At 58.9% G+C, this 27,000-nt stretch carries 25 protein-coding genes; 13 read left to right on the top strand and 12 right to left on the bottom strand.

The genetic code is table 11. The features are described 5' to 3' along the window. Positions 1 to 29 precede the first annotated feature (29 nt). Together ACR0IV_RS15830 and ACR0IV_RS15835 are read right to left on the bottom strand one after the other, a co-directional pair. Complete coding sequence (locus tag ACR0IV_RS15830; RefSeq protein WP_480660138.1) at positions 30 to 311, bottom strand: SCP2 sterol-binding domain-containing protein; 282 nt, start codon at positions 309 to 311, stop codon at positions 30 to 32. A gap of 138 nt (positions 312 to 449) precedes the next feature. After that, positions 450 to 1,676 (bottom strand): argininosuccinate synthase, encoded by a 1,227-nt coding sequence (locus ACR0IV_RS15835; RefSeq protein ID WP_171171502.1) that lies wholly within the window; start codon positions 1,674 to 1,676, stop codon positions 450 to 452. 238 nt (positions 1,677 to 1,914) lie between these two features. On the opposite strand from ACR0IV_RS15835, the gene ACR0IV_RS15840 reads away from it, so the two are divergent. Both ACR0IV_RS15840 and ilvA read left to right on the top strand, forming a co-directional pair. Then, the gene (locus tag ACR0IV_RS15840) at positions 1,915 to 2,583 is read left to right on the top strand and encodes a hypothetical protein (protein ID WP_480734409.1); all 669 of its coding nucleotides are present in this window, start codon (positions 1,915 to 1,917) and stop codon (positions 2,581 to 2,583) included. A gap of 58 nt (positions 2,584 to 2,641) precedes the next feature. After that, complete coding sequence (gene ilvA, locus ACR0IV_RS15845; protein WP_480660140.1) at positions 2,642 to 3,868, top strand: threonine ammonia-lyase IlvA; 1,227 nt, start codon at positions 2,642 to 2,644, stop codon at positions 3,866 to 3,868. Here ilvA and ACR0IV_RS15850 read toward each other — a convergent pair. Next, the gene (locus ACR0IV_RS15850; protein ID WP_480660141.1) at positions 3,865 to 4,194 is read right to left on the bottom strand and encodes an Hpt domain-containing protein; all 330 of its coding nucleotides are present in this window, start codon (positions 4,192 to 4,194) and stop codon (positions 3,865 to 3,867) included. The two genes, ilvA and ACR0IV_RS15850, sit on opposite strands and share 4 nt — an antisense overlap. A gap of 146 nt (positions 4,195 to 4,340) precedes the next feature. Here ACR0IV_RS15850 and ACR0IV_RS15855 point away from each other — a divergent pair, with 146 nt between their 5' ends. Further along, a complete protein-coding gene (locus ACR0IV_RS15855) occupies positions 4,341 to 5,612 on the top strand; it encodes a PP2C family protein-serine/threonine phosphatase (RefSeq protein WP_480734410.1) in 1,272 nt (423 codons plus the stop codon). On the opposite strand, the gene ACR0IV_RS15860 is transcribed toward ACR0IV_RS15855, so the two are convergent. Beyond that, positions 5,609 to 6,055, bottom strand: a complete 447-nt coding sequence (locus ACR0IV_RS15860) for an NUDIX hydrolase (RefSeq protein ID WP_480660143.1) — start codon at positions 6,053 to 6,055, stop codon at positions 5,609 to 5,611. The genes ACR0IV_RS15855 and ACR0IV_RS15860 overlap by 4 nt on opposite strands. 77 nt (positions 6,056 to 6,132) lie before the next feature. Between ACR0IV_RS15860 and hslO the strand changes: the two genes are divergently transcribed. The 8 genes from hslO (at position 6,133) to ACR0IV_RS15900 (ending at position 15,373) form a co-directional block, all read left to right on the top strand. Beyond that, complete coding sequence (gene hslO / locus ACR0IV_RS15865) at positions 6,133 to 7,119, top strand: Hsp33 family molecular chaperone HslO (RefSeq protein ID WP_480660144.1); 987 nt, start codon at positions 6,133 to 6,135, stop codon at positions 7,117 to 7,119. After that, positions 7,109 to 7,708: a CoA pyrophosphatase gene (locus tag ACR0IV_RS15870; protein WP_480660145.1), complete on the top strand. Its 600-nt coding sequence runs from the start codon at positions 7,109 to 7,111 to the stop codon at positions 7,706 to 7,708. The genes hslO and ACR0IV_RS15870 overlap by 11 nt, the downstream gene beginning before the upstream one ends. Further along, positions 7,705 to 8,859 (top strand): CCA tRNA nucleotidyltransferase, encoded by a 1,155-nt coding sequence (locus ACR0IV_RS15875; RefSeq protein ID WP_480660146.1) that lies wholly within the window; start codon positions 7,705 to 7,707, stop codon positions 8,857 to 8,859. The genes ACR0IV_RS15870 and ACR0IV_RS15875 overlap by 4 nt, the downstream gene beginning before the upstream one ends. A gap of 194 nt (positions 8,860 to 9,053) precedes the next feature. Beyond that, positions 9,054 to 10,892: an ABC transporter ATP-binding protein gene (locus ACR0IV_RS15880; protein WP_480660147.1), complete on the top strand. Its 1,839-nt coding sequence runs from the start codon at positions 9,054 to 9,056 to the stop codon at positions 10,890 to 10,892. Further along, on the top strand, positions 10,889 to 12,721 hold the full coding sequence (locus ACR0IV_RS15885; protein ID WP_480660148.1) for an ABC transporter ATP-binding protein: 1,833 nt from the start codon (positions 10,889 to 10,891) through the stop codon (positions 12,719 to 12,721). The genes ACR0IV_RS15880 and ACR0IV_RS15885 overlap by 4 nt, the downstream gene beginning before the upstream one ends. A gap of 39 nt (positions 12,722 to 12,760) precedes the next feature. Further along, positions 12,761 to 13,984 carry a class I SAM-dependent RNA methyltransferase gene (locus ACR0IV_RS15890; RefSeq protein ID WP_480660149.1) on the top strand — a complete coding sequence of 408 codons (1,224 nt, stop codon included), beginning with the start codon at positions 12,761 to 12,763 and terminating at the stop codon, positions 13,982 to 13,984. Positions 13,985 to 14,006: 22 nt separating this feature from the next. After that, positions 14,007 to 14,792, top strand: coding sequence for an ion transporter (locus ACR0IV_RS15895; RefSeq protein ID WP_480660150.1), 786 nt, complete (start codon positions 14,007 to 14,009; stop codon positions 14,790 to 14,792). Between the two features lie 62 nt (positions 14,793 to 14,854). Then, positions 14,855 to 15,373 carry a L,D-transpeptidase family protein gene (locus ACR0IV_RS15900; RefSeq protein ID WP_480471358.1) on the top strand — a complete coding sequence of 173 codons (519 nt, stop codon included), beginning with the start codon at positions 14,855 to 14,857 and terminating at the stop codon, positions 15,371 to 15,373. Here the strand turns inward: ACR0IV_RS15900 and ACR0IV_RS15905 are convergent. The 7 genes from ACR0IV_RS15905 to cysQ form a co-directional block, all read right to left on the bottom strand. Further along, complete coding sequence (locus ACR0IV_RS15905; RefSeq protein WP_480660151.1) at positions 15,357 to 16,808, bottom strand: nodulation protein NodH; 1,452 nt, start codon at positions 16,806 to 16,808, stop codon at positions 15,357 to 15,359. The two genes, ACR0IV_RS15900 and ACR0IV_RS15905, sit on opposite strands and share 17 nt — an antisense overlap. A 6-nt stretch (positions 16,809 to 16,814) precedes the next feature. Next, entirely contained in the window at positions 16,815 to 18,512 is a 1,698-nt protein-coding gene (locus ACR0IV_RS15910; RefSeq protein ID WP_480660152.1) for a DUF5927 domain-containing protein, read from the bottom strand. Next, complete coding sequence (locus tag ACR0IV_RS15915; protein ID WP_480660200.1) at positions 18,509 to 19,495, bottom strand: glycosyltransferase family 2 protein; 987 nt, start codon at positions 19,493 to 19,495, stop codon at positions 18,509 to 18,511. The genes ACR0IV_RS15910 and ACR0IV_RS15915 overlap by 4 nt, the downstream gene beginning before the upstream one ends. A gap of 147 nt (positions 19,496 to 19,642) precedes the next feature. Next, positions 19,643 to 20,689 (bottom strand): glycosyltransferase family 2 protein, encoded by a 1,047-nt coding sequence (locus ACR0IV_RS15920; RefSeq protein WP_480660153.1) that lies wholly within the window; start codon positions 20,687 to 20,689, stop codon positions 19,643 to 19,645. Further along, positions 20,686 to 21,669 (bottom strand): UDP-glucose 4-epimerase GalE, encoded by a 984-nt coding sequence (gene galE / locus ACR0IV_RS15925; protein ID WP_480660154.1) that lies wholly within the window; start codon positions 21,667 to 21,669, stop codon positions 20,686 to 20,688. The genes ACR0IV_RS15920 and galE overlap by 4 nt, the downstream gene beginning before the upstream one ends. Then, positions 21,666 to 22,466 (bottom strand): 3-deoxy-manno-octulosonate cytidylyltransferase family protein, encoded by an 801-nt coding sequence (locus ACR0IV_RS15930; RefSeq protein ID WP_480660155.1) that lies wholly within the window; start codon positions 22,464 to 22,466, stop codon positions 21,666 to 21,668. Before ACR0IV_RS15930 ends, galE begins: the two co-directional genes overlap by 4 nt. Next, positions 22,466 to 23,263 (bottom strand): 3'(2'),5'-bisphosphate nucleotidase CysQ, encoded by a 798-nt coding sequence (gene cysQ, locus ACR0IV_RS15935; RefSeq protein ID WP_480660156.1) that lies wholly within the window; start codon positions 23,261 to 23,263, stop codon positions 22,466 to 22,468. Before cysQ ends, ACR0IV_RS15930 begins: the two co-directional genes overlap by 1 nt. Positions 23,264 to 23,386: 123 nt before the next feature. Here cysQ and ACR0IV_RS15940 point away from each other — a divergent pair, with 123 nt between their 5' ends. Continuing rightward, positions 23,387 to 24,208, top strand: a complete 822-nt coding sequence (locus tag ACR0IV_RS15940) for an ABC transporter permease (protein ID WP_480471366.1) — start codon at positions 23,387 to 23,389, stop codon at positions 24,206 to 24,208. 57 nt (positions 24,209 to 24,265) lie between these two features. On the opposite strand, the gene ACR0IV_RS15945 is transcribed toward ACR0IV_RS15940, so the two are convergent. Beyond that, positions 24,266 to 24,868: an alpha-ketoglutarate-dependent dioxygenase AlkB family protein gene (locus ACR0IV_RS15945; RefSeq protein WP_480660157.1), complete on the bottom strand. Its 603-nt coding sequence runs from the start codon at positions 24,866 to 24,868 to the stop codon at positions 24,266 to 24,268. A gap of 213 nt (positions 24,869 to 25,081) precedes the next feature. Between ACR0IV_RS15945 and dnaK the strand changes: the two genes are divergently transcribed. Next, complete coding sequence (dnaK, locus tag ACR0IV_RS15950; RefSeq protein ID WP_480660158.1) at positions 25,082 to 26,989, top strand: molecular chaperone DnaK; 1,908 nt, start codon at positions 25,082 to 25,084, stop codon at positions 26,987 to 26,989. Positions 26,990 to 27,000: the final 11 nt, after the last annotated feature.

Here is a 27,000-nt window from a genome sequence, read left to right on the forward strand (position 1 = left end):
GGTGAGACGAGTTTATCCGTGATCGCCCGTTACCCCAGCAACTGCCCCAACTTCATCGCGACACCTATATTGCCCGAAATCTTCAGCTTACCCAGTGCAACCCCCGTCATCGGGTTCAGCTTTCCGGTCAGCAGCTTTGTCAGATTGTCCTGCGAGATGCGGATGGTGCAGTCTGTCTCACGATCTTCGGTCGAAGCTGTGTTGTCGGCCAAAACGATCACGCCGTCATCGCCGCAATCGAATTTGAGCGATCCGTCAAAGTTCTTGCCAGCCAGACCCTTTTGAATCCCGTCGGCGATGTCCTGCAGCATGATCCGTCCTTTTCCTGATTGACGTATGCGTAAAGACACTCCCATGCGTCGATCAAGCCTGACGCAGCGGGAAGACGCCCACAAAAAAGCCCGGCATCCAAAGGATTGCCGGGCCTTGGTGTCGGTATGTGAGTTAGCTTACTTGCTCAGCCGCTTGTCGCGTGCCGCCAGCAACTTAAGCCGCAGAGCGTTCAGCTGAATGAAACCAGCCGCGTCTTTCTGGTCATATGCACCAGCGTCTTCCTCAAAGGTTACATGCGCCTCGGAATAGAGCGAATGATCAGACCAACGGCCAACGGTCGAGGCCAGACCTTTGTACAGTTTCACGCGGACGGTGCCGGTGACGTGCTCTTGCGACTTGTCGATGGCGGCTTGCAGCATCTCACGCTCGGGCGAGTACCAGAAGCCGTTATAGATCAGCTCGGCGTATTGCGGCATCAGCTGGTCTTTCAGGTGCATTGCGCCACGGTCCATGGTGATGGACTCGATCCCGCGATGGGCCTCCAACAGGATGGTGCCGCCCGGCGTTTCATAGATGCCGCGCGATTTCATGCCCACGAAACGGCCCTCGACCAGGTCCAGACGGCCAATGCCGTGCTTGCCGCCATATTCGTTCAGCTTGGTCAGGATGGTAGCCGGGCTCATCGCCTCGCCATTGATGCTGACCGCGTCGCCTTTTTCAAAGCCGATCTCAATGAATTCGGGCTCGTTCGGCGCGTCCTCGGGATGGACGGTGCGCTGGTAAACATAGTCGGGCGCCATATCGGCGGGGTCTTCCAGCACCTTGCCCTCGGATGAGGTGTGCAGCAGGTTCGCGTCGACCGAGAACGGAGCCTCGCCGCGTTTGTCCTTGGCAATCGGGATCTGGTTCTGTTCCGCAAATTCCAGCAGCTTGGTGCGGCTGGTCAGGTCCCACTCGCGCCACGGCGCGATCACCTTAATATCGGGGTTCAGCGCGTAAGCGGCCAGTTCAAAGCGAACCTGATCGTTGCCCTTGCCGGTCGCACCATGGGCGACAGCGTCAGCACCGGTTGCCTCAGCAATCTCGACCAGGCGTTTCGAGATCAGCGGGCGTGCAATCGACGTGCCCAGCAGATACAGCCCCTCATACTGCGCATTGGCGCGGAACATCGGGAAAACGAAATCGCGGACGAATTCCTCGCGGATGTCTTCGATATAGATGTTCTCGGGTTTGATCCCCAGCAGCTCGGCTTTCTTGCGGGCGGGTTCCAGCTCCTCGCCCTGACCCAGATCGGCGGTGAAGGTCACGACCTCACAACCATACTCGGTCTGCAGCCATTTCAGAATGATCGAGGTATCAAGGCCACCGGAATAGGCCAGAACAACTTTCTTGGGCGCGGACATCTGACTTCCCTTTATGCGTAGAACGACTGGCCCCTAACGGGTTTTGGACGCGGGGGCAAGCGGCGTGGATTGACGCAGGCTGGGAATTGGGGTGAAACGGGCGGACAGAGAACAAGGATTGGTTGAGAGGGCAGTATTTATGCAGGGGTTAGAGATTTTCGTGCACTCGGTGAAGATGGTTTTGAGGAACCTGAAGCAGGCTCTCCAGATTTCGTTGGTGCCTGCGCTGATTGGAGGCATGATCGTCATAGCTCTCAGTGTTCTGTTTGGCATTTCATTCGAGGATATCTCGACGGAGCCGAACGGCTTGCCTGACGCCGCCTCGTCAGGCGCGATTGCAGGTTTTCTTCTGAGTGTGCTGCTTTCGATTTTTACGATCATGCTTTGGATCGTCGTGTCCTGGCATCGTTTCGTGCTGCTCGAAGAATATCCGGTCGGTTTTCTTCCCGCATTCAGATCGGATCGCGTATTGGCCTATTTTGGAAGACTCCTGATGCTGATGCTGCTGGCAGCGGTTGCCATGATCCCGGCCATGTTTGTCGTAGGGATGTTGGGGCAAGCTCCGGCGGTGGTGGGAATCCTGGTCTGGTTTTTGGTTGTCGTATTGCTGACGGTAGCATTCTATCGGGTTTCTCCGATCCTGCCCGGTGCGGCAATCGGACGAAACCTGAAGCTGTCAGAAGCTTGGCAGGCAACAGCTGGTGCCGAGGGTGCGATTGTCCTGTTGGTGATCCTGTCGGCGCTGTTTCAGATGCTGCTTCAGTTTCTGGCATCTATGTTGCTGTTTGTTCCGATCATTGGGCCGTTGGTTGTGGTCTTTGCCATGATGCTGGTGGTTCCGTTGATCAATGTCAGCATTCTGACCACGATCTATGGCGTGTTCATCGAAAAGCGCGAACTCTCCTAACCCGCGTACACATATGTATTCCTTGCCCTTTCAGCGGTGATCGGGCAGGGGAATCGACATGACCGATTTCATGACCCGCGCCCGCGCCGCCGAACAGGCAATGCGCTCTGTGTTTCCCGCAACGCCGTTGCAGCGGAATGCCCATTTGTCTGACCGTTACGGGGCCGAAATCTGGCTCAAGCGTGAAGACCTCAGCCCGGTGCGGTCCTACAAGATTCGTGGCGCGTTCAACGCTATGCGCAAGCAGCAGGGTCAGGATCTGTTTGTCTGCGCAAGCGCGGGCAATCACGCGCAGGGCGTGGCCTATATGTGCAAGCATCTTGGCGTGCGGGGTGTGATCTTCATGCCGGTGACCACGCCGCAGCAGAAAATTCAGAAGACCCGCATCTTTGGCGGCGACAATATCGAGGTTCACCTGACCGGTGACTATTTCGATGACACGCTGGCTGCCGCGCAGAAATGGTGCGCGGAACAGGGCGGCCATTTTCTGTCTCCTTTCGACGATGAGGATGTGATCGAGGGTCAGGCCTCGCTTGCGGCTGAGATTGAGGAACAACTGGGCAGCATTCCCGATCATGTGCTGTTGCCTGTGGGCGGTGGCGGCATGTCCGCAGGAGTGGCAACCTGGTTTGGCGACCGCACGCATTGCCTGTTTGTCGAGCCATCGGGCGGAGCCTGTTTGCGCGCCGCGCTGGCAGCGGGACATCCGGTGTCGCTGGATCATGTGGACAATTTTGTCGATGGCGCGGCGGTGGGCCGGATCGGTGAAAAACCCTTTGAGCTGCTGAAATCGCGCCACCTGTCGGATGTGCTGACATTGTCCGAGGATCGCATCTGCACCACCATGATCGAGATGCTGAATGTCGAGGGAATCGTGCTGGAGCCCGCCGGCGCGCTGGCGATCGAAGCGCTGGGCGACATCCAAAGCTTCATCCGGGGCAAGACCGTGGTTTGCGTCACCTCGGGCGGCAATTTCGATTTCGAACGCCTGCCCGAAGTCAAAGAACGCGCGCAGCGGTACTCCGGGGTGAAGAAATATTTCATCCTGCGCCTGCCGCAGCGGCCCGGTGCATTGAAAGAGTTTCTGAACATCCTCGGCCCCGAGGATGATATCGCCCGCTTTGAGTACATGAAGAAATCGGCGCGCAATTTCGGCTCGGTTCTGATCGGGATCGAAACCCGCAAGCCCGAGAATTTCATGCGCCTGTTTGCCCATCTGGATGAGGCCGGGTTTACCTATACGGACATCACCGAAGACGAGACATTGGCGCAGTTTGTGATCTAGCGCAGGTTTTCGGCAAGACCGGCCTGAAACAATGTTTTCGACTCGTCATAGGCCGCGAAAATCTCAGGTAGATCAACGGCGGCACTTTTACCCGCGGCAGCACGGCGCTCTCCGTCCTGGCAAAGCTTCGAGAAGCTATCAAAACCAAGGCTCAACGCGCTGCCTTTCAGGAAATGCAGATTCTGCTCCATCTCGGAACGCCCTGCATCCTGGCGCAGTTTGGCAATTACCTCTTGCACTTCGTCCAGGAAAATCTCGACCACCTCGTCGAACTCATCCGCGCCGACCTCGTCGCGCAATTGCCTGACTCTGGACCACTGTATCATGCCACCCTCTTGCGGTTGGTTTGTGCATACTGTCACGGCGGTAAAGAAGTGGTTAAGCTGTAGGCGTGCAGTTTTTCACCAGATGTTAAACCAGCAGTCTTAGCGTTGGCCCAACTGAGATATTGGATGAGCACAGGGATTTAATGGTGCCGGAAGTCGGTCAATCAGTCAGCCGGGTCGAGCTGGACTTTGGCGCGATCCGTCGGGTTCTGGTGGTGGATGACAGCAGGCTGCAACGGCGGATTCTGGTTGCCTCACTTAAAAAGTGGGGGTTTGAGGTGCTTGAGGCCGATACGGGTGAGGCCGCCATTGACCTGTGTAAAGACAACAGACCTGACCTGGTGCTCAGCGATTGGGTCATGCCGGGGATGAGCGGGCTGGAATTCTGCCGCGCCTTTCGTGGGCTCGAAACCGAGCAATACAGTTATTTCATCCTACTGACCTCAAAAAGCGAAAAGCAGGAGGTCGCGAAGGGACTGGATGCAGGGGCGGATGATTTCCTAATCAAACCGCTGGAGGCCGATGAGCTGCGCGCCCGCATTTCGGCCGGTGCACGGATTCTGGACATGCAGCGTGAACTGTCCGAGAAAAACCGCCTGATCGAGACTGCATTGGATGAACTGAAACTGGCGCATGATGCCATTGACAAGGACCTGATGCAGGCTCGCAAAATTCAGGAATCTCTGATGCCTGAACTGACCGGGCAATTTGGTAAGTCCCGCGTCAGCCTGTTGCTGAAACCCTGTGGTCATATCGGCGGCGATCTGGTGGGCATGTTCTCGCCCGGCGTCAATCGGCTGGGCTTCTACAGCATCGATGTTTCTGGCCACGGGATCACATCGGCGATGATGACGGCGCGGTTGGGCGGGTATCTATCCAGCACGTATTTCGACCAGAACGTCGCGATGGAGCGGCGCTTCAACAAATTCTACGCCTTGCTGCCGCCCGAGGAGGTCGCGGAGCAGCTGAACTCGCGCCTGATCGCCGATGCCGGGGTCGAGGAATATTTTACAATGGTCTATGCCATCGTCGATCTGCGCAACGGGCATGTGAAGATGGTGCAGGCCGGGCACCCACATCCTTTGCTGTTGCGCGCCGATGGCGGGGCCGAGTTTCTGGGCGAGGGCGGCTTGCCCATCGGCCTGTTGCCGGATGTCGGCTTTCAGCAGACCGAAACTTATATGCAGCCCGGGGACAAGCTGTTGCTTCATTCTGATGGGTTCACGGAATGCCGCCTCAGGGATGGCAGCTTGCTGGACGAGGGCGGTCTGCAGCAGATGGCCACTGAGTGCCTGACCGAGAATGTTGGCTCAGAATTCCTGGACGATATGTTCTGGCGCCTGACTCAGGTCATGTCGCCGGATCACGGGCTGGAGGATGACGTCTCGGCCGTGTTCTTCGAATATAACGGGACCTAAAGCAGCCCTTGCAGATGACGCTGGGCGAAATAAGCGTCCCCCTCATTGCCCAGCAGATGCACGGCGTCGGTGATCTCCATCCATAGGGCTTCGTGAAACGGCTCGGTCGGGGGACCGATACGGCGGACGGGGCGGGCGCGATAGATCAGGCAGATCTTCTCGGCCCACAGATCGTATTCAGGCATATAGGTAAAGCGGCGGAACGCGCCCACGCGGCGCGGCGCGGCGATCAGCCAGCCGGTTTCTTCGAACACTTCTCGGTGCAATGCGGTTATCGGGGATTCGCCCGGATCGATGCCGCCGCCGGGCAGTTGCAGATCGGGGCCGGGTTCCAGTTGACAGGTCAGCAGCAGGCGGTTGCCTTGCGGCAACAAGGAATAGACACCGACGCGCCGCGTATATGTCCGCCCGGCTTCGGGGCTTTCACCGAACCGTCTGATCATGTATGGCCCCTTTCAACCCAATCTGTTCGACCTATATGGTGGCGGTATGCCAACCTGTGGCGTGTAAGGAAACCCTCATGTCTCTTGGAACCAAAATCGCGTGGGACGATACCGTCCTGCCCTTTCAACTCGATGTACCGGACATGCGTGGTCGCGTGGCCCGGCTGGATGGTGTGCTGGGCGGCATCTTGAAGCAGCATGACTACCCCGAAGTGGTCGAGGCGCTGGTGGCCGAGATGGCCCTGCTGACCGCATTGATCGGGCAAACGGTGTCGCTGCGCTGGAAATTGTCCCTGCAGGTCCAATCCAAAGGCGCGGTGCGTATGATCGCGACCGACTACTACGCGCCTCAGCAGGAAGGTGAACCCGCGCAGATCCGCGCCTATGCCAGCTTTGACCGGGATCGTCTGACCGACGCTGCCCCGTTTGATCAGGTGGGTGACGGGTACTTCGCCATCATGATCGACCAAGGCGAGGGCACGCATCCCTATCAGGGCATCACCCCGCTGGCCGGAGGGTCGCTGAGCGCCTGTGCCGAGGCTTATTTTGCACAGTCGGAACAGCTGCCGACCCGGTTCTCGCTCAGCTTCGGCAAATCGACTGAACCCGGTGTTGGTGAACACTGGCGCGCGGGTGGGATCATGTTGCAGCACATGCCCAAGGCCTCACCCTTTGCCGCATCGGGCGAGGGGACCGGAGAGATCCTGACCGCCTCAGATCTGGTAGACGGTGAAGAAGGTGAGAACTGGGGCCGCGTCAACATCCTGCTCGACACCGTGGATGATCTGGAGATGATCGGGCCGTCGGTTGCGCCGACAGACCTGCTGGTACGGCTGTTCCACGAGGAACAGCCTCGTGTCTATGATGCGCAGCAGGTACAATTCGGTTGCACTTGTTCCGAAGATCGCGTGCGCCAAAGCCTGTCGATCTATTCGGCGCAGGATATTGCGACAATGACCACGGACGAAGGCACCGTCACAGCAGACTGTCAATTCTGCGGTGCGCATTATGTGCTGGACCCAGCGACCGTCGGGTTCGAAGCCGAAGGCCCGGATGGCGCGTGATCTGATCTCAGAGCTAACAGCGGCGCTGGGCCGTGACGGCTCCGGGTCCAGTGACTTTGACCTGAACCCCGAGACGGCGCTGCCAGCAGGGCGCAAACTGCGCCCTGCTGGCGTGTTAGTGCCTGTTTCACTGGCCTATGACGCACCTCGGGTGATCCTGACCAAGCGTTCGTCAGCGCTGAAGCACCACCCGGGGCAGATCGCTTTTCCGGGCGGCAAACAGGATGAAGGTGATGCGGATGTCACCGCTACGGCCTTGCGCGAAGCGCAGGAGGAGATCGGTTTGCCGACCGACTTGCCGCGTATTCTGGGTCATCTGCCGACACATGAAACGGTGACGTCTTTTGCGGTGACGCCGGTCGTTGCAGTGCTCGAAACGACTTTCGACACGATAGTCGAACCCGGCGAGGTGGATGAGGTTTTCTCGGTCCCGCTTGCGCATGTGTTGAACCCGGAGAATTATGTCGTCGAGTCGCGCCGCTGGCGTGGACAAAGGCGGTATTACTACGCTGTGCCCTATGGCCCCTATTACATCTGGGGCGCGACGGCGCGGATGTTGCGAGGGTTGGCGGCGCGGATGAGCGAATGAAGCGGATCACGGAAGACTGGATCGCAAAAAAGGCCACCCAGGATGTGTGTGCCGCACTGACCAAAGGCGGGGCGCAGGCCTTGTTTGTGGGCGGCTGCGTGCGCAACGCGTTGCTGCAGGCTCCGGTTTCTGACATCGATATTGCCACGGATGCAAGGCCTGAACGGGTGATGGAACTGGCGCAAAAGGCCGGGTTGAAACCGATCCCGACGGGGATTGATCATGGTACGGTGACGATTGTCAGCGGCGGCATCCCACATGAGGTCACCACTTTTCGCCGCGATGTCGAAACGGATGGCCGTCGTGCTGTCGTCGCTTTCTCCGATAAGGTCGAAGAAGACGCGGCGCGGCGCGATTTCACCATGAACGCGTTGTATGCCCGGCCCGACGGCACGATCCTCGATCCCTTGCACGGATTACCGGACCTGCAGACGCGTCGCGTGCGGTTTATCGGCGAGGCCAGTGATCGCATCCGCGAGGATTACCTACGGTCGCTCAGATATTTCCGGTTTCACGCCTGGTATGGCGATGCGGACGAGGGGTTTGATCCCGATGCGCTTGATGCGATTGCCGCGAATTTGGACGGATTAGAGACACTTTCCCGCGAACGCGTCGGGGCCGAGATGCTGAAGCTTCTGGCTGCGCCCGACCCCGCGCCGTCGGTCGCCGCCATGCGCAGCACGGGTGTTTTGGCACGGCTTTTGCCCGGCGCGGATGACCGGGCTTTGGCGATCCTGATCCAGCTGGAGCAAGACGCCCACGCCACGCCCGAAGCGATTCGCCGTTTGGCCGCGATTGCTCCGCCTGAGGTGGCCAAAACCCTACGTCTCAGCAAGGCGCAGCTGCAGCGCCTGACCCGGATGCGCGACGAGGCGATGGCGACGACCAGCGTCGCAGAACTGGGCTATCGCTATGGCGCGGAAGGTGGATTGCACGAGACGCTTTTGCGTTGCGCATTTCTGGAACAGCCCTGGTCCGACGGCCTGCGCCGCGCCTTGGAGCAAGGGGCCGCGGCCAGTTTTCCGATCAAAGCGGCGGATTTGATCCCCGCCTTTTCGGGCCCGGCTCTGGGCGCAAAACTGGCCGAGCTTGAGGCGCGCTGGATCGCGTCGGATTTCGCGCTCAGCCGCGAAGATTTGCTGGCGGACTAGCGGGAAGTCTCAAAAGGGGATGACAAACTCGATTTGATTTGGCAGGGTGCGCCTATCTCATAATGGAGGGAGGAATGCGAATGTATTACGGGATCTGGTTCGGCTAAAGCCCGGAACACGTGACCCGTAGGGGTGGTGTTCTGGCGCCATCTTTCTTCGCATGACCTATTTTCTGCTCAATCGGAGCACCCTCCATGTTTCGCTATTTTGAAAACCTTGTTGACCCTTTTGTCGCCTATGAAGAAGTCGATACGCCGCCCACGCGGCTTTGGCCCTTCATGCTGGACTATACCCGTCCGTTTTATCGCGTGTTCCTGTGGGCAGGCCTGATCTCGGTTGTCGTGGCCGCGGTCGAGGTCGGATTGATCTACTACATGGGCCGTGTCGTCGATCTGCTGTCCGGCGCGCCATCAGAAGTCTGGCAAGCACACGGTACCGAGCTGATGCTGATGGCGGCGTTTGTCCTGCTGCTGCGGCCCTTGCTCCATGTCGTCGACGTGCTGTTGTTGAACAACGCAATCCTGCCGAATATCGGCACCATCTTCCGGTGGCGTGCGCATAAGCATGTTTTGCGTCAGTCGGTTGGCTGGTTCGAGAATGATTTTGCCGGCCGCATTGCCAATCGGATCATGCAGACCCCTCCGGCGGCGGGTGAGGCCGTTTTTCAGGTCTTCGACGCGATTTCGTTTTCACTGGCCTATCTGGTCGGCGCGGGGATTCTGTTGATGGCAGCCGATCCCCGTCTGCTGCTGCCGCTGGTCATCTGGTTTGCTCTTTATGCGTTGCTGGTGCGCTGGGCGGTTCTGCGGGTCGGGCCGGCCTCCAAGGCCGCATCCGATGCGCGTTCGGCTGTGACGGGGCGTGTGGTGGACAGCTATACCAACATCCATTCGGTCAAGATGTTCGCCCATGACTCGCAGGAACTGGACTATGCCCGCGAAGCCATCGAGGAAACCCGGCACACCTTTCAGGTCGAGATGCGGATCTTCACCATCATGGATGCGGTGCTGGTCACACTGAATGGCATGCTGATCGTTGGGGTTGTCGGCTGGGCGCTTGTTCTGTGGATGCAGGGCAGCGCTTCGGTTGGGGTGGTCGCAGCGGCGACAGCGTTGACGCTGCGGCTCAATTCCATGACCGGCTGGATCATGTGGGCCCTGACCAGTTTCTTCCGTCAACTCGGTGTCGTCGCCGAAGGGATGGAGACCATCGCGCAGCCCATCGAACTGCTGGATGAGATCGAGGCCGAGCCCCTGCGGCTGGAGCAGGGACAGATCGAAATCCGTGACCTGTCGCATCATTATGGCCGCAAGGCCGGTGGGCTGGATCACGTCAACCTAACCATCAAACCGGGCGAAAAGATCGGTCTGATCGGACGTTCGGGTGCCGGGAAATCGACCTTGGTCAAGCTGCTTTTGCGGTTTTACGACGTGGAGCAGGGGGCGATTCTGATCGATGGTCAGGACATCTCGACCGTGACGCAGGACAGTTTGCGCAGCCATATCGGGATGGTTCAGCAGGACAGCGCTCTGCTGCATCGTTCGGTGCGGGCCAATATCCTCTATGGCCGCCCCGGCGCAACCGAGGCGCAGATGAGAGATGCTGCGAAACAAGCCGAAGCGCATGAGTTTATCCTCGACCTGCAGGACCCGCAGGGCCGCACCGGTTATGATGCGCATGTGGGCGAGCGGGGCGTGAAACTGTCCGGCGGTCAGCGGCAGCGCGTGACCCTTGCGCGGGTGATCCTGAAAGACGCGCCGATTTTGCTGTTGGACGAGGCCACATCCGCCCTAGATTCCGAGGTCGAAGCTTCGATTCAGGAAACGCTCTACGGCATGATGCAAGGTAAAACTGTGATCGCCATTGCGCACAGGCTCAGTACGATCGCGCAGATGGACCGCATTCTGGTCATGGATGGTGGTCGGATCGTCGAACAGGGCGGTCATTCCGATCTGCTGGCGCAAGGAGGGCTTTACGCCCAGTTCTGGGCGCGGCAATCTGGTGGCTTCCTGAACCCGGAGGCCGCTGAATGAGGATTGCAGACCTCATCCAACCGTTCAACGCCACCCAAACGCCCCCGCCGCAATCGCTGGGGGCGTTCATTCGCTGGGCCTTGTCCGGGGCGTGGCCGATGCTGTTTGTCGCAGCCGCCTTCTCGGCCACAGCGGGCGCGATGGAGGCCGGAACCGCGTGGATATTGGGGCGCGTGATCGACGTAGCCACGTCAGGCGGACCCGATGCCTTTCTGACCGGCGGCAATCTGTGGATGATCCTGGGCGCCGTGGCTTTTTTCATGCTGCTGCGTCCCGTGTTTTTCGGCCTGTCGGCCTTTTCGAACAACTATATCGTCATGCCCAATATCCCGCCGCTGGTTCTGGCCAAGCTGAACCATTGGACGCTAGGCCAATCGGTCACCTATTTCGACGATGATTTCGCGGGCCGGATCGCGCAAAAGCAGGTTCAGACGGCAACGGCGCTGACCTCTGTCGTGTCGGAAACGATCAGTGCAATCGTGTTTGCCTTGGCCTCGTTGGTGGGTTCTTTGCTTTTGTTAGGATCTATTCATCCGTTTGTCATGCTGCCCTTTGTGGCATGGCTTGTGGTCTATTTCCTGCTGGTGCGCTGGTATCTGCCGCGCATCCGCAAACACTCGGGCGCGCGGGCGGGGGCACGGGCGATGGTGTCGGGGCAGATCGTGGATACGATCACCAATATCAAAACCGTCAAGCTGTTCGCCCATGCAAGGCACGAGGATGAAGCGGCGCGCAGCTCGATGGTCGATCTGCGCGAACGGTCGCTGGAGTTCGGGCTGCTCTCGGCCAGCTTCCGGCTGATCCTGATGACATTGGCGGGTGTTTTGCCGGTGATGCTGATAGGGGCAACGCTGTGGCTGTGGCAGGCAGGTAATGCGACCACGGGTGATATCGTCGCCGCAGGGGCGGTATCCGTGCGGATCTCACAAATGACCGGCTGGGTCAGTTTCACGCTGATGGGCCTTTATGCCAACGTCGGCGAGATCGAGAACGGGATGCATACCTTGACCAAGCGCGACCGGGTCGAGGATGCGATGACCGCCTCTGAGCTGATTGTCTCAGAAGGTGAGATTGCGTTTGATCATGTCAGTTTTGCTTATGGCCGCGATATTGGCGGTGTCTCCGATCTGCATTTCACCGCCGCACCAGGCGAAAAGCTGGGCATTGTGGGGGCGTCTGGTGCAGGAAAATCGACCTTGGTTTCGCTGCTGCTCAGGCTCTACGACGGCGAAAAAGGCGTTATTCGCATCGATGGGCAGGATGTCAACCAGGTCACTCAGGACAGCTTGCGCCGCCAGATCGGCATGGTCACGCAGGAAACCGCAATGTTCAATCGCTCGGCGCGTGAGAATATCCTCTATGGCCGCCCCGACGCATCCGAGGTCGAGTTGATCGAAGCCGCAACCAAGGCCGAGGCGCATGAATTTATCCTCGGGCTTGAGGATGCGCAGGGCCGCAAGGGCTATGACGCGCATCTGGGGGAACGGGGCGTGAAGCTCAGCGGTGGGCAACGACAGCGGATCGCTCTGGCCCGCGCCATCTTGAAAGACGCACCGATTTTGGTGCTGGACGAAGCCACTTCGGCGCTGGATTCCGAGGTTGAAGCCTCGATTCAGGCTGCGCTGCATCGCGTGATGCAGGGCAAGACCGTTCTGGCAATCGCGCACCGCCTCTCTACACTCAGCGAAATGGACCGGATTATTGTTCTGGATCACGGTCACATCGTCGAAAGCGGCACGCATGAGGCATTATTAGAGCGCGGCGGGCTGTACGCCCGGTTCTGGCATCGCCAATCCGGCGGGTTCATTCAGGCGGAGGCCGCGGAATAAGGGGTTTTGTTGCGACCAAACCCCCGCTATCAGGCCCTCATGACGCAGCACTACACCATAAACCGCCTTGGCCATCAGGGTGACGGCATCGCCGATGGGCCTGTCTACGCGCCCCGCACGCTGCCGGGCGAGGTGGTCAGCGGAACGCTCGACGGACAGGTCTTGTCCGACATCCGTGTTGAAACCCCGTCGGATCAGCGGGTCAAAGCGCCCTGTCGCCATTACAACGCCTGTGGTGGTTGCCAGTTGCAGCACGCGGCCGATGATTTTGTCGCCGACTGGAAGGTTGCGGTGGTGCGCAACGCGCTGGCCGCGCAGGGGCTCGATGCCCCGATGCGGCCCATTCACACCTCGCCCGAACATTCGCGCCGCCGGGCCACTATCGCGGTGCGGCGCACCAAAAAGGGCACTCTGGCCGGATTCCATGGCCGCGCGTCGGACACGATCACCGAAATCCCCGACTGCCATCTGCTGCACCCCGCCCTGATCGCCGCCATCCCGGTGGCCGAGGCGCTGGCCCTTCTGGGCGGCAGTCGCAAGGGTGTGCTGGCCGTGACGCTGACCCTGTCCGAAAACGGTCTGGATGTGGCGGTGAAAGGTGGCAAGCCGCTGGACGGCCCGCTGGAACTGGCGCTGGCGCAAGCGACCGAACATCACGGCCTTGCCCGGCTCAGCTGGGACGATGAGGTGATTGCCATGCGGGAACCGCCCCTGCAGCGCTTTGGCGCCGCCGGTGTGGTCCCGCCGCCCGGGGCTTTCCTGCAGGCCACAAAAGACGGAGAACAGGCTCTGTTACAGGCCGTTACCGAGGCAACTCAGGGCGCTAAGCGGATTGTTGATCTGTTCGCGGGCTGCGGCACCTTCTCTTTACCGCTGGCCCAATCGGCCGAGGTGCACGCGGTTGAAGGCGAAGCCGAGATGACCACAGCCCTGGATCAGGGCTGGCGCAAGGCTCAAGGCCTGAAACAGGTCACAACCGAGGCGCGCGACCTGTTTCGCCGCCCTCTCATGCCCGATGAACTGCGGAAGTTCGATGCCGTTGTCCTCGACCCGCCGCGTGCGGGGGCCGAGGCGCAGGTGGTTGAGCTGGCCGAAGCCAAACGCCCGGTGATCGCGTATGTCTCATGCAATCCGGTGACCTTTGCCCGCGATGCAAAAATGTTGGTTAACGCCGGATATACCCTTGAATGGGTACAGGTGGTTGACCAATTTCGATGGTCGTCACACACCGAACTTGCCGCTCGGTTCGTCTTAAACAAATAGCCCTGAGATAAGGACCACCCGCATGGGGATCGCCCAACGTCTGCTGCCTGTCATCGAAGCCCCGGCTTTCGGGAAATTCATCACCGGTGTGATTCTGTTCAACGCGATTCTGCTGGGGATGGAAACCTCACCCACGCTGATGGAGGTGGCGGGTCCGCTAATCGTGACGCTCGACAAGCTATGCCTCACCATCTTCGTTATCGAAATCGTGATGAAACTGATCGCCACGGGGCGCCGGTTCTTCACCAGCGGCTGGAATGTCTTTGACTTCGTGATCGTCGGTGTTGCCCTTGTACCCAGCGCCGGGGCGCTTTCGGTTCTGCGGGCGCTACGGATTCTACGGGTTTTGCGCGTCATCTCGGTCGCGCCTCGGCTGCGCCGGGTGGTCGAAGGGTTCATCTCGGCCTTGCCGGGTATGGCCAGCGTGTTCCTGCTGATGGCGATCCTGTTCTACATCGGGGCTGTGATCTCGACCAAGCTGTTCTCGAACAGCTTTCCGGACTGGTTCGGCGATTTGGGTCTGTCGGCCTATACCCTGTTCCAGATTATGACGCTGGAAAGCTGGTCCATGGGCATCGTCCGCCCGGTGATGGATATCTACCCTTATGCCTGGTTGTTCTTTGTGCCCTTCATCATGGTGACCACATTCGCGGTGGTAAACCTGCTCGTCGGTCTGATCGTGAACTCGATGCAGGATGCCCACCATGCCGAGGATGAGGTGAAAACCGATGCTTACCGTGACGAGGTTCTCGAACGTTTGGAATCGATCGAACGCCGCCTGGCAGAGCAGTCGAACATCAAAAAGTGATTTCAGTTTCGCACAAATCTGGCATAATAATTGGCAAAAAAGAGCAGCAGGCAGTGAATCTCATGGATCGTCGAGCATTTGGATTGGGGGCGATGGCAACGCTAAGCCTTTCGGCTTGTGCATCAGCCAGCCCTAAATTTTTGTCATATAACGGGCCCGAGGTGACCTCTCTGGTTATCAACAAGGGCGCGCGAAAGCTCTATCTTCTGCATAATGAGCAGATCCTGAAGGAATATAAGGTCGATCTTGGGTTTGCGCCGACCGGCACCAAAACTAAGAAGGGCGACGGGCGCACGCCCGAGGGCACCTATCTGATCGACCGCCGCAATCCGCGCAGTCGCTATCACCTGTCGCTGGGCATTTCCTATCCGAACTCGGCCGATATCGCGCAAGCCAAGGCCGCGGGTGTTGATCCGGGTGGTGATATCTTTATCCATGGCCAGCCCAACCTGCGATCCGAGTTCAAGCGCGCGAAGAAAACCCCGGATTGGACGGCTGGCTGCATCGCCGTAACTAACGAAGAGATCGAAGAGATTTACGCGATGGTGAACGAGGGCACGGTCATCACTCTGCGCGCCTGATGTTAAGCGGTTTCCAGCTTTCGAACCCAAACAGCAGATAATCGCGCTGGTAGGCTTGCACTGCCAGCGTTTCCAACGGCGCATCGTAAATCTGTTCCAGCGAGAATGGCATGTCTGTCTGCGCAGCGATTGGGGTTATGGGATCTTGATGGCCTAGCTTGGCGGCGAGCGCGGGCATGGCGGTCGCCATCTCATCCTCGCGCAGGATCAGGTCGGGCATGGCGAAACTGGCCATCCCCTCAAGCGTTTGCGCCTGACCGCACCATTCCCCGTCGACCCGGATCGGTGTCTGACCGGCCAGAATGCGTTGAAGCATTTCGAGGAATGCCGCAAACGCCTCCCGATGTTGATCAAGCGTGTAGTCGTCTTGATCAAGGGCCTCGGGAATCGGCAGCTCGTACCGTCTGCGCAACATATTGCGGATCTTTTTGTAGGCACCCGGCCCTGTACTAAGGATGCGGGAACAGAACACCGAATGCGCGCGCGCCAGCGGATGGCGCAGAACGGTGAATTTGCGATGCCCGGGATGCCCCTGCATCCAGCTGCGCATCTGTTTCTGATTGTGCCCGGTCAGCAAACCGTCCGGTTCGACACCGTCCAGATCAGCCATCCATTGCGCTACCTCGGCCTCGGGGCCGCCACGCACGGGCAGATACAACAGCGGTGTTCGTGGAGTGGCCACATAACGCGATACAGCCGGGCCGCGACGCGGTTCGTGATTGGGGAGGTGGTGCAGGCCAAACCGATCCTGATGCGACAACGCCTCTGCCATCTCTTGGGGATTGGTCACTTTCGAAAGCGCGGGCGCTGGGTTTTGTCGTTTCAGATGCTGATCCAGCGCTTCGAGCTGCTCATCGACCCCCAACCACGCAGCAAGGCCGTTCAGGACCTCAAGATCGTTCAGATCTTCATAGTCGATACGGAAAGGCACCTGCCCCGTTCGTTGCAGGTGGCTTAGTACCGTCTGTTGAAAACTCTGCCGCTGCTGCAGTTGTTCGGCGAATTCATCGGTATCGAACGCAACCTGTGCCTCGCGCCGTTGTTTGATGTTGACCAGTTTCCACTGCTTGGTCTCCATCGCGATCTTCCACGACAGATAGCTGTCCAGTGGATTACGGGTAAGGATGATCTTGGCACAGCGTGGATCGTCCAGCATTGGCGAAAGGCCGCGCGTGTCATGATCGCTGAAAAAGCGAAACCCGTTGATTGCTCCGGGCGCGTTCCGGATTGCCTTGATCAGGGCATTCGGGTTTTCATCGCGCTCTTTCAGGGTGAAACCCAGAAGCTGATCCAGTTTCGGCAAACCGATGAAATACGGGTTGAACGCCTCCCCATGGCAGGTGATGCCCTCGAACGTGTTCAGATGCTGTTCCAACAGGTTCGATCCTGTGCGCATATCGGCCAGCACGATGAAAGTGTCAAAGGCGCGGGTCATTCAGGATTACTGCACCAGATAAGGTTTCTTGAAGGTCTTAGCTTGCGTGCCGAACACATCGTCGACTGGGAAATCCCCCATAAGATAGGGGTGCATTCCCTGGTTCTTGAGGTTTTGCAGGAACTTTCCAAACCCGGTCAGATCCACCATCGTCGGTGCTTCTGTCAGGTGGTTGGGCTGCGGTACGCCCATATCCTCAAGAATGGTCTGCAGCGGATCCATCGGAGATTCCACGAATTCCGCCATCGTCCAGGTCCGGATTCGCGCCTTGGCCCTGGCCGTATCCAGAAGCTCCAGCTGTTTGCTCTCCAGCTGTTGCAAGCGCGCGGCCTCGCACCGGATATCGGCAAAGTTCATGTTGGACCGGAACAGCGACACGGCCCAGGCACCGGTGACGATTGCGATCTGGGCGTTTTTATCGCGCACAAGGAACTCATTTATCTTCTGAGTATCCGCCGGGCAGAGTTGAAAACACTGCTGCTCACCGCGGGTATTCCAGATCAGGTTCGACAGGAACGCATCAGGGTTATAGTCGCGCAAGGCGGCGCAATCGCAGAGGCTGCCGTTGATCAGGGGCTCGCCGCCTGCAAACTGCGCGTGGCCGGGGTGGAACAGGCGACCATGCACCCGCGCACCGGTGGTGTTGGCCAGCCAGGGTTCGAAATCTTCGAACAGCTCGGTAAAGCCCTGAAAAACCGAATAGGGATAAGCCGTTAGATTCAGCTCAGCGTTGTGACGTGGGAAGCGGCTTTGCATGTAAAGCCCATCGCGCCCGCGCACTCTGCGTTCGACTGCTTTTGAGAACAGCCGGTCGATCTTGCCGGGATTGGGTTCCGCCGGGGTCATGGCGCTGCTCTGGTCGGTCAGAAAGGTCTGATACAACCGGTCCGCCTTGTACCAGACTTTGCGTGCCACAAAGCAGTCGGACCGGCGCAGCAGCTGCAGGTGGTCGTCATAGAACATATGTGGTCGACCCTGATAATCGAATTTCGACAGGGTCAGCGATCGGCTTTCGATATGGGTGGAATAGAGCCGCGCGAGCGTCTGGAAATAACTTTCGTCCGGGATCCAGACGCGCTGGAAATACTGATCATATTCCTCACGCTTCGGGTCCTGCAGGATCGCAGACAGGGTTTGCCGGGTCAGGCACCACCATTGACTGCCCATGTGGGGCACCAGCCCTTCAGGTATGGTACGGCGCATCCCCAATGCGCGCTGCAGGCGCACGTAGGCGTCAAACAATCGGCGGTGTTTGCGCCATGAGAACGGGAAGCGCAGCGTGAAACGCTCCAGATCCAGACCGCCTATGGTCCAGCTCACATCCCGTGTCGTGGCGCTTTCGATGAAGTCGACGCGGGGACGGTCGGCCAGATAGTCGATCAATTCGCCCACCGGGCGCAGGGGCAGACAGGCGCCCGAGGACAGATAGACGTGCCGGACATCCGGAAACCGTTCCAGCATCAACGCAGCAGCGGATTGCGAGGCTGCGACAATTCCCCAACCGCCCCATTCACAGACATGCCGGTCCGAGAACTGGATCAGCGGATCGTCAGCACAGGCTGCCGCAAAGTCGGAGTAGGTTTTCCCGGGCACTTTGCGATCCACATGGATCACCACCGGGCAGCCCGAGGCCGTCCAATGCCGTGCCACCTGCTCGACCCGGTCGAGCGCGGTGTGGACCAGCATGACGATGCCGAGGCTCATGCCCAGTTTCCTTTCGACATCAGGCCAAGGATCTCAAGCTGGCGCCAGTTGATATATTTCTCGGACCATTTGTTCCAGAACACCGGATTATAGTCCAACTGCGTGGCATAGGCCTTGTATTCACCTGAGGCGCGATAATGTTCACCGCGCTGCATCTCTTCCCGCGCCTTGTCGCCCAACGTGTCGATCAGCTTGGCATGCAGTAGCGCGCCACTGGTTTTCTCGCCGCCCTTTTCCTCATAGACCTGATTGAGGCCGCGCGGCAGCAGCGCGTGGGTCGAGCTGACATAGGCATAGCGGCGATGCCATTTCACCAGCGGGATCTTGTTCAGTGCGGGGGCTTTCTTTGGTGCGTCCTGAAAGAACACCCGCGCCCGTGCACCGCCCTGTATCCACAGGTTTCCATAGGCCGGGTTGCGGGTGATCATGTAGTTTCCAGCGTCAAACCAGGGTGCCAGCTCGAACGGATTTTGCCCCTCGTCATAGGGCGCATCCTCAATCGTGCCCTCGGGGTACATGTCGATCAGCATGGTGCCGAAGCTGCGCACGCCGGTATCGTCCAGCCAATCGGTCAGCGCATCGATCGGGCGGGTGTCACAGAACGGGTAGACCAGGAACTCATCAGGATCGACCGTCAGCACCCAATGGCCATGGGCGTATGTGCGCAGCAGATAGTTCGACCAGTCCACGCCATAGGTCGACCGCTTGTAACTGGCATCGGCCCACCACACGGACACGTCGGATTGATCCGAGAGGTATTCGCGCGTGCCATCGCCGCTGTTGTTGTCGACAAACAGGAAATGGCTGACGCCCAGTTTGCGGTAATAGTCAAGGAAATAGGGCAGGCGGATCTTTTCGTTGCGTACGACGCTCATCAACAGAACGTCTTCGGGCCGGATCTGCGCGGTCTGGTTGCGGACCGCCTTCAATTCGCGCCGCTTGCGCAGGCAACGCAGCAGACGGCGCTTGCGCCGCAATCTCATGCGATAGGAATCCAAAAGGCTCACGCGGCTGCCCAACCCATTTTAATACGTGTGCCTGCCCGGGGCCGCCTGGGGCCTGAGTGGTGCCGGACAATTAACGTTTTATGACACTTTCGCACCTTGTGAGGCAACGGGTTTAAATACGGTTTACTTCCCCGCTGTGGCCGGAAATCCCCCTGCGTTCATCAGACCGAGGGCCTGCAATTGTTGCCAATCGCGCAGCCGCTCGGATTGTGGGGTCCAAAGATCAGGTCCGCTGATGATCCCGTCGTAATAGGCACCGAACCGGTCCGGGTCGTGAAAATGCTGATGCCGCGTCTTCTCTGACCGGGACTTTTCGATGACTTCGGGCAGGAATTTGGTGTGCAGCAGCACGCCCGACGGGGCCTGCCCTTCTGGCCCGTCATAGGTAAAGTTCAACCCGCGCGGCAGAGCGGAATGGCAGGAGTTCACATAAGCCATGCGCCGCGACCAGCGCACCAGCGGGATTTTGTTCAGCGTTGGGGATTTCTTCGGCTGATCAGCAAAAAACGCCCGCTCACGCACCCCGCCCTGAACCCACAGGTTGCCCAAATGCTGCTGGCGCTGGGCGCGATAGGGCGCGGGGTCAAACCAACTCAGAATCTGGGTCGGGTCGGCTTCAGGGTCATGGGTTTGTGTCCCCAAAGGCCCTTTGGGGTACAGGTCCAGCATCAACGCGCCAAACGCGGCTTGATCCTGCGCATCCAGCCATGCGGTCAGGTCTTGCAACGGGCGTGTTTCATGATGGGCATAGATCAGCAGTTCATCGGCATCGACCATCAGCGTCCAATGGCCGTGGCCATAGCGCATCTGCAACCATGTCAGCCAGTCCAGCCCAAACCGCGCCGCGCGGTAGCTGGCTTCGGTCCGCCACAGTGATACGTCGGGCTGTTCCGACAGGTAAGCGACGGAACCATCGTCGCTGCCATTGTCCACCATCAGAAAGTGATTAACGCCCAGCCTGCGGTAGTGATGGAAGAACCAGGGCAGACGGGTGATTTCGTTGCGAAGGGTGGTGAAGACCAGAATGTCTCCCGGTTTGATCTGGTTTGTCCGATCTGAAAGCACCGTCAGTTGATGACGGCTGCGAAACGATCGCCACAACAACCGCCTGCGTTTCAGGCGCAGCTTATAGCGCTGCATCCAATTCAGCGGCTGGTCTTGTGTGCTCACGTCGAATAGCTGCCGGTCTGATACCAGCGCCACGCATCGGTGATCATCGTCTCTAACGTGGATCTTTTAGGCGTCCAGCCCAGCTCTTCTTCGGCCCGGACCGAGCCCGAGACGAGCCGTGTGCAATCCCCTGCACGTCGCGGCCCAATCGTATAGGGCACTTCGCGGTTGGTGACGGCTTTGGAATGCTCGATCACCTCCATCACCGAAAAGCCCGATCCGGTGCCCAGATTGAATACGCGGCTGTCCTTGCCCTGCTCCAGCCAGTGCAGCCCCAGAACATGCGCATCAACCAGATCGCAAACATGCACGTAGTCGCGAATGCAGGTGCCATCGGGCGTATCATAGTCCGTACCAAACACGGTCAGCCCGTCACGCTTACCCGCGATGGCATCCAGCATCAGCGGTACCAGATGCGTTTCAGGCTGATGAAACTCGCCAACCTCCGCCTCGGGGTCAGCGCCAGCGACGTTGAAATAGCGGAAGATCACATGGTTCAGCCCATGAGCCGCCTGAAAGTCGCGCAGGATATCCTCGATGGCCCGCTTTGACGCGCCATAAGCGTTCAGGGGGTGCTGAGGCGTCGCCTCATCCAGAACCACATTGTCATGGTCGCCATAGGTGGCGCAGGTCGAGGAAAAGACGAAGTTCAGGCATCCCGCATCCACTGCTGCCTGGATCAGGTTCAAGGACCCGGTCACGTTATTCGACCAGTATTTTCCCGGCTCGTTCATCGCTTCGCCCACTTGGCTGAGGGCGGCGAAATGCATCACGGCGGCGGGTTGGTATCTGGTAAACACTTCATCCAGCCGGGCGCGATCCATCAGGTCGCCTTGTTCGAAGGGTCCAAATTTCACCGCGTCCCACCAACCCGTGATCAGATTGTCATAGGTCACCGGAACATAACCCGCCTGCGCCAATGCTTTACAGGCGTGCGATCCGATATAGCCAGCGCCGCCGGTGACCAGAATATGAGTCATTCCAGTCCCATCGCGGCCATCATCTCTTCGATCTTGGCGACGTCTTGTGGGTTGTTCAGCTCCCAGAACTGACGGCCTTTTGCCTCGACCTCGACGCATAGGACTTTGCGGCCGTTTTCCATAAACCGCAGCTGCTCTAGCCCTTCCAGAGTTTCCAGCGGACCGCTTGTCCAGCCGGGATAGGCCGCCAGCGCGTCGGGGCGATAGGCATAGACACCGACATGGTGGAACACCGGGGTCGGGTCGGTGCTGGAATAGGTTTCGGCGGTATAGGGAATTACCTCTTTAGAGAAATAAAGTGCGCTGTGATCGTTCTCGAACACGGCCGTCGTGCCACCCACACGGCCATGTTTGCGGTCATTCAGCAACCCGTTCAGCGCATCGCCATCGCAGCGCAGAACCGGAGTGGCCACGCCAGCCTCAGGCGCGGCGCGCAACCCGTTGATCAGGTCTTCGACGAACCAATGCGGGGTCAGCGGCGCGTCACCCTGCAGGTTAACCACGATATCATATCCACCGCCCAGCACCGCATGCGCCTCAGCGCAGCGTTCGGTGCCATTGCGGCAGGTGTCCGAGGTCATCACCACCTCGGCGCCGAAACCTTCGGCGACTTCGCGGATGCGGTCGTCATCGGTGGCCACAACCACACGGTCCACGCCCGAAACGGATATCGCCGCGCGCCAGGACCGTTCGATTAAAGTCATGCTGGCCCCATTGGCGCCGGTCAGCGGCACCAGAGGTTTGCCCGGATAGCGGGTCGAGGCATAGCGGGCGGGAATGGCGATCAATACAGACATCAGGCTTCCTTTAGATCTACGCCCGGAGCATAGGCGATGAAAAACGGGTTGGCATAGCCGTCCTTGCCATAGGTCAGCGGCGAATGGTCGTCAAAACGCACCACATCGCCGCCAGCACCGGCCAGAACGGCATGGCCTGCGGCAGTGTCCCACTCCATCGTGCGACCCACGCGAGGGTAGAGGTCGGCCTCGCCGGTCGCAACCAGACAGAACTTCAGCGACGACCCGGCGCTCTTGCTGTCGCGCACCTGATATTTGTCGATGTAATCCTCGGTTGCCTGATCCCGGTGCGACTTGGACGCAACGATCATCAACGCCGAATTGTCCGGTTTAGAGACTGATATCGGTGACAGAGCGCCCGGCTGATCTTTGTCCAGGACACCGGTTTCCTCGACCGATTGCCCATCAGCCTGAGTATAGAACATCCGGCCCCGCGCCGGCGCATACACCACGCCTCGCGTCGGCACGCCACTCTCGACCAGCGCGATATTCACCGTGAAATCACCGCGCCGGTTGATGAATTCCTTGGTACCGTCCAGAGGATCAACGATCAGGAAAGTCTCACCCTTTTCCGAATGCGAGGCCGCCTGTTCCTCGGTCACCAGCAGGATATCGGGAAAGGCCTCGCGCAAGCCCTCTGAGATCAGCGCATCCGCCGCCTCGTCCGCCTCGGTCACCGGGCTGGAATCGGATTTGACTTTGACGTCGAAATCATCCGCCGCATAGATCTGCATGATCTTGTCCCCGGCCTGAAGGGCCAGCCGCCGGATGACGGGAATTAGGGCGTCATAGGTCACATAAAAGCTCCGTTCCTGAGGTTTGTTGATCCGTGTTGCTGACGGACTTATGATGCGGCGGATACGGAACGGCAAGAATTTCGTGCCACAGTCGCGGGCAACGCAGCAGAAAAGAGCAGTCGAGTGTTCAAGTATCAAAGAAATCGGTCACTGCTGGGCGGGGCCTTCACCACGGCCGAACTGATTTTTCACGCGGTGGTGCGCAATATCCGCTCACAGCATGCCAATGCCGTGATGGCGATCATTATCAACATTCTTCAGGTGGTTGTGGTCGCAACCGCATTTTATTTCATCCTGTCTTTCATGGGCACACGGATTGCAAAAATCCGGGGTGAGTTCATTCTGTTTCTGCTGTCTGGCGTGTTTCTGTTCATCACGCATATCAAAACGGTTGGGGCCGTTTCTGGTGTAGGGACTGGCAACAATCCGATGACACTACATTCACCGATGACCATGATGGTGATGCTTTCGGCTGCGGCCTTCGGGGCGCTATATACGCAGCTGATGTCGATCCTGATAATCCTGTTTGTCTACAGCGTGACAGTCTCACCGCTCGAGATTCAGGAACCTGGCGGAGCCTTTGCGATGCTGGTGTTGGCGTGGTTTACAGGATGCGCAGTCGGGCTGGTCTTTCTGTCGATCAAGCCGTGGTTTCCAAACACGGCGACGATCCTGAACAACGTCTATCGCCGCATGAACATGGTCTTTTCCGGCAAGATGTTCGTGGGTAATGCGCTGGGTGGTTTCATGTTGACCATGTTCGCCTGGAACCCACTGTTTCATATCATCGACCAGTGCCGGGGCTTTGTGTTCCGCAATTATTTTCCCCGCAACAGCAGCTGGGAATACGCGCTTTGGGTCGGCATTGTTTTGACCATGATCGGGCTGTTGGCCGAGTTCTATACCCGCAAGCAGGTCTCGAAAAGCTGGGATGCGCGGCGCTGATCTTTGCCAGCCGCCCAATTTGTTCCGAAAACCGGCTCCCACTTGTCGGATTGCGCTTCAGGTCGCTACCCGTAGCGTCAGGTTGATCCGCCCGCCCTTCGGCAGCAACCGGGATGAGCCGAACCGGATGCGATCCACCCCGTGATAGGCCAGCCGTGCCGGGCCGCCCATGATCACCACATCGCCCGAGCTCAGCCAGATCGACTCGGTCTTGCCGCCGCGCGTGGTGTTGCCGATGCGGAACAGGGCGTCGTCGCCCAATGAGATTGACAGAACCGGCCACGAGAAATCGGCCTCATCCTTGTCCTGGTGCAGGCCCATCCGGGTGCCTTCGCCGTAGTAATTGATCAAACAGCAATCGGGTTTCCGGTCCGCGCCAGTTAAGTCCTGCCAGATCGCCAAAATCTCATCCGGAATCGCGGGCCATGTCATGCCCTTTGGATGGCTGTCCTGATACCGATACCCCGTCCGATCTGTGACCCAGCCCAACGCCCCGGCCGAGGTCATGCGCACCGACATCTCCTTGCCCGAAGGCGTGACGGGCCGATAGAGCGGCGCAGCTTTCAGAATCGGTCGTAGCAGGTCAATCAAACCAGCTTGCGCCACCGCATCCAGATAGCCCTTGCGGATATCAAATCCGCGCAAAAGCAGCCGCGCCATTCAAGATTCCCCAAACCTTGCCAAAACCTTGCCAAAAAAGGCCGCAGAATCCCTAAAACCAGCGTTTCTGAACGCTTGCAGGCCCCTGATCTCGTCCTTATATACGCCTCGACGCGCGATGGTGTAGTGCTGTCGCGCACATCAATCGGGGGCAGGATGCCGCAACGGGTCCAACCCTCGGGACATCGCCTTGAAGAGAAAGGGATTGAAAATATGGGAAAAGTAATCGGGATTGACCTCGGTACCACCAACTCGTGTGTGGCGATCATGGACGGCTCGCAGCCGAAGGTCATCGAAAACGCAGAAGGGGCGCGGACCACGCCCTCGATCGTCGCCTTCACCGAAGAAGAGCGTCTGGTCGGTCAGCCTGCAAAACGTCAGGCGGTCACCAACCCCGACAACACGATCTTTGGCGTCAAGCGTCTGATCGGCCGTCGTGTGGATGATGCCGAAGTCGAAAAAGACAAGAAAATGGTGCCGTATGCCATCGTTGATGGCGGCAATGGCGACGCGTGGGTTGAAGCCCGCGGTGAAAAGTACTCCCCAAGCCAGATCTCGGCCTTCACTCTGGGCAAGATGAAGGAAACCGCAGAAAGCTATCTGGGTGAGGAAGTCACGCAGGCGGTTATCACCGTTCCGGCTTACTTCAACGACGCCCAGCGTCAGGCCACCAAAGACGCCGGTAAGATCGCCGGTCTCGAAGTGCTGCGGATCATCAACGAGCCGACAGCGGCGGCGCTGGCCTATGGTCTGGACAAAGAAGAAACCCAAACCATCGCGGTTTATGACCTTGGTGGTGGTACCTTCGACGTGACCATTCTGGAAATCGACGACGGCCTGTTCGAGGTCAAATCGACCAACGGTGACACCTTCCTGGGTGGTGAAGACTTTGACATGCGCATCGTCAACTACCTGGCGGATGAATTCAAAAAGGAACACGGTGTCGATCTGTCGCAAGACAAAATGGCCTTGCAGCGTCTGAAAGAAGCCGCTGAAAAAGCCAAGATCGAACTGTCCTCGACCTCGCAGACCGAAATCAACCAGCCGTTCATCTCGATGGGCTCGAACGGTCAGCCGCTGCACATGGTCATGAAACTGACCCGTGCCAAGCTGGAATCGCTGGTTGGCGACCTGATCAAGAAGTCTATGAAGCCCTGTCAGGCTGCTTTGAAAGACGCGGGCCTGTCGGCTGCTGACGTGGACGAGGTTGTTCTGGTTGGCGGTATGACCCGCATGCCGAAAGTGATCGAAGAGGTCACCAAGTTCTTCGGTAAAGAGCCGCACAAAGGCGTGAACCCGGACGAAGTGGTTGCCATGGGCGCCGCCATTCAGGCCGGCGTTCTGCAGGGCGACGTCAAAGACGTGGTTCTGCTGGACGTGACCCCGCTGTCGCTGGGCATCGAGACGCTGGGTGGCGTGTTCACCCGTCTGATCGACCGCAACACGACCATTCCGACCAAGAAGTCTCAGGTCTTCTCGACCGCCGAGGATAACCAGAACGCCGTGACCATCCGCTGTTTCCAGGGTGAGCGCGAAATGGCTGCGGACAACAAGATCCTGGGTCAGTTCAACCTCGAAGAAATCCCGCCCGCACCGCGCGGTATGCCTCAGATCGAGGTGACTTTTGACATCGACGCCAACGGCATTGTCTCGGTTTCGGCCAAAGACAAAGGCACCGGCAAAGAGCAGAAGATCACTATCCAGGCCTCGGGCGGTCTGTCGGACGAAGATATCGACAAGATGGTCAAGGATGCCGAGGAAAACGCCGAGGCGGACAAGGCGCGCAAAGAGCTGGTCGAAGCCAAGAACCAGGCCGAAAGCCTTGTCCACGCGACCGAGAAGTCGATCGAGGAACATGGCGACAAGGTCGACCCGTCGACCGTCGAAGCGATCGAACTGGCGGTTGCCGCGCTCAAGGATGAGCTGGAAACGGACAATGCCGACAAGATCAAGTCGGGCATCCAGAACGTGACCGAAGCGGCCATGAAACTGGGTGAGGCGATCTATAAGGCACAAGCGGAAGAGGGCGAAGATGAGCCCGCAGCCGCAGATGCCGCGCCGGGTGAGGACGACATTGTCGACGCCGAGTTCGAAGATCTGGACGACGACAAGCGTAACTAACGGGTAACCGG

The organism is Ruegeria sp. C2 (assembly GCF_056537765.1).

Excerpts from the sequence above, each read along its gene's own strand:
- ACR0IV_RS15840 (WP_480734409.1), top strand. The coding sequence starts at position 1,915 with ATGATCGTCATAGCTCTCAGTGTTCTGTTTGGCATTTCATTCGAGGAT.
- ACR0IV_RS15885 (WP_480660148.1), top strand. The coding sequence starts at position 10,889 with ATGAGGATTGCAGACCTCATCCAACCGTTCAACGCCACCCAAACGCCC.
- ACR0IV_RS15895 (WP_480660150.1), top strand. The coding sequence starts at position 14,007 with ATGGGGATCGCCCAACGTCTGCTGCCTGTCATCGAAGCCCCGGCTTTC.
- ACR0IV_RS15875 (WP_480660146.1), top strand. The coding sequence starts at position 7,705 with ATGAAGCGGATCACGGAAGACTGGATCGCAAAAAAGGCCACCCAGGAT.
- ACR0IV_RS15880 (WP_480660147.1), top strand. The coding sequence starts at position 9,054 with ATGTTTCGCTATTTTGAAAACCTTGTTGACCCTTTTGTCGCCTATGAA.
- ACR0IV_RS15910 (WP_480660152.1), bottom strand. The coding sequence starts at position 18,512 with ATGAGCCTCGGCATCGTCATGCTGGTCCACACCGCGCTCGACCGGGTC.
- ACR0IV_RS15945 (WP_480660157.1), bottom strand. The coding sequence starts at position 24,868 with ATGGCGCGGCTGCTTTTGCGCGGATTTGATATCCGCAAGGGCTATCTG.
- hslO (WP_480660144.1), top strand. The coding sequence starts at position 6,133 with ATGTCTCTTGGAACCAAAATCGCGTGGGACGATACCGTCCTGCCCTTT.
- dnaK (WP_480660158.1), top strand. The coding sequence starts at position 25,082 with ATGGGAAAAGTAATCGGGATTGACCTCGGTACCACCAACTCGTGTGTG.
- ACR0IV_RS15860 (WP_480660143.1), bottom strand. The coding sequence starts at position 6,055 with ATGATCAGACGGTTCGGTGAAAGCCCCGAAGCCGGGCGGACATATACG.
- ACR0IV_RS15835 (WP_171171502.1), bottom strand. The coding sequence starts at position 1,676 with ATGTCCGCGCCCAAGAAAGTTGTTCTGGCCTATTCCGGTGGCCTTGAT.
- ACR0IV_RS15930 (WP_480660155.1), bottom strand. The coding sequence starts at position 22,466 with ATGTCTGTATTGATCGCCATTCCCGCCCGCTATGCCTCGACCCGCTAT.
- ACR0IV_RS15850 (WP_480660141.1), bottom strand. The coding sequence starts at position 4,194 with ATGATACAGTGGTCCAGAGTCAGGCAATTGCGCGACGAGGTCGGCGCG.
- ACR0IV_RS15900 (WP_480471358.1), top strand. The coding sequence starts at position 14,855 with ATGGATCGTCGAGCATTTGGATTGGGGGCGATGGCAACGCTAAGCCTT.
- ACR0IV_RS15830 (WP_480660138.1), bottom strand. The coding sequence starts at position 311 with ATGCTGCAGGACATCGCCGACGGGATTCAAAAGGGTCTGGCTGGCAAG.
- ACR0IV_RS15890 (WP_480660149.1), top strand. The coding sequence starts at position 12,761 with ATGACGCAGCACTACACCATAAACCGCCTTGGCCATCAGGGTGACGGC.
- ACR0IV_RS15870 (WP_480660145.1), top strand. The coding sequence starts at position 7,109 with ATGGCGCGTGATCTGATCTCAGAGCTAACAGCGGCGCTGGGCCGTGAC.
- galE (WP_480660154.1), bottom strand. The coding sequence starts at position 21,669 with ATGACTCATATTCTGGTCACCGGCGGCGCTGGCTATATCGGATCGCAC.
- ilvA (WP_480660140.1), top strand. The coding sequence starts at position 2,642 with ATGACCGATTTCATGACCCGCGCCCGCGCCGCCGAACAGGCAATGCGC.
- ACR0IV_RS15905 (WP_480660151.1), bottom strand. The coding sequence starts at position 16,808 with ATGACCCGCGCCTTTGACACTTTCATCGTGCTGGCCGATATGCGCACA.
- ACR0IV_RS15915 (WP_480660200.1), bottom strand. The coding sequence starts at position 19,495 with ATGAGATTGCGGCGCAAGCGCCGTCTGCTGCGTTGCCTGCGCAAGCGG.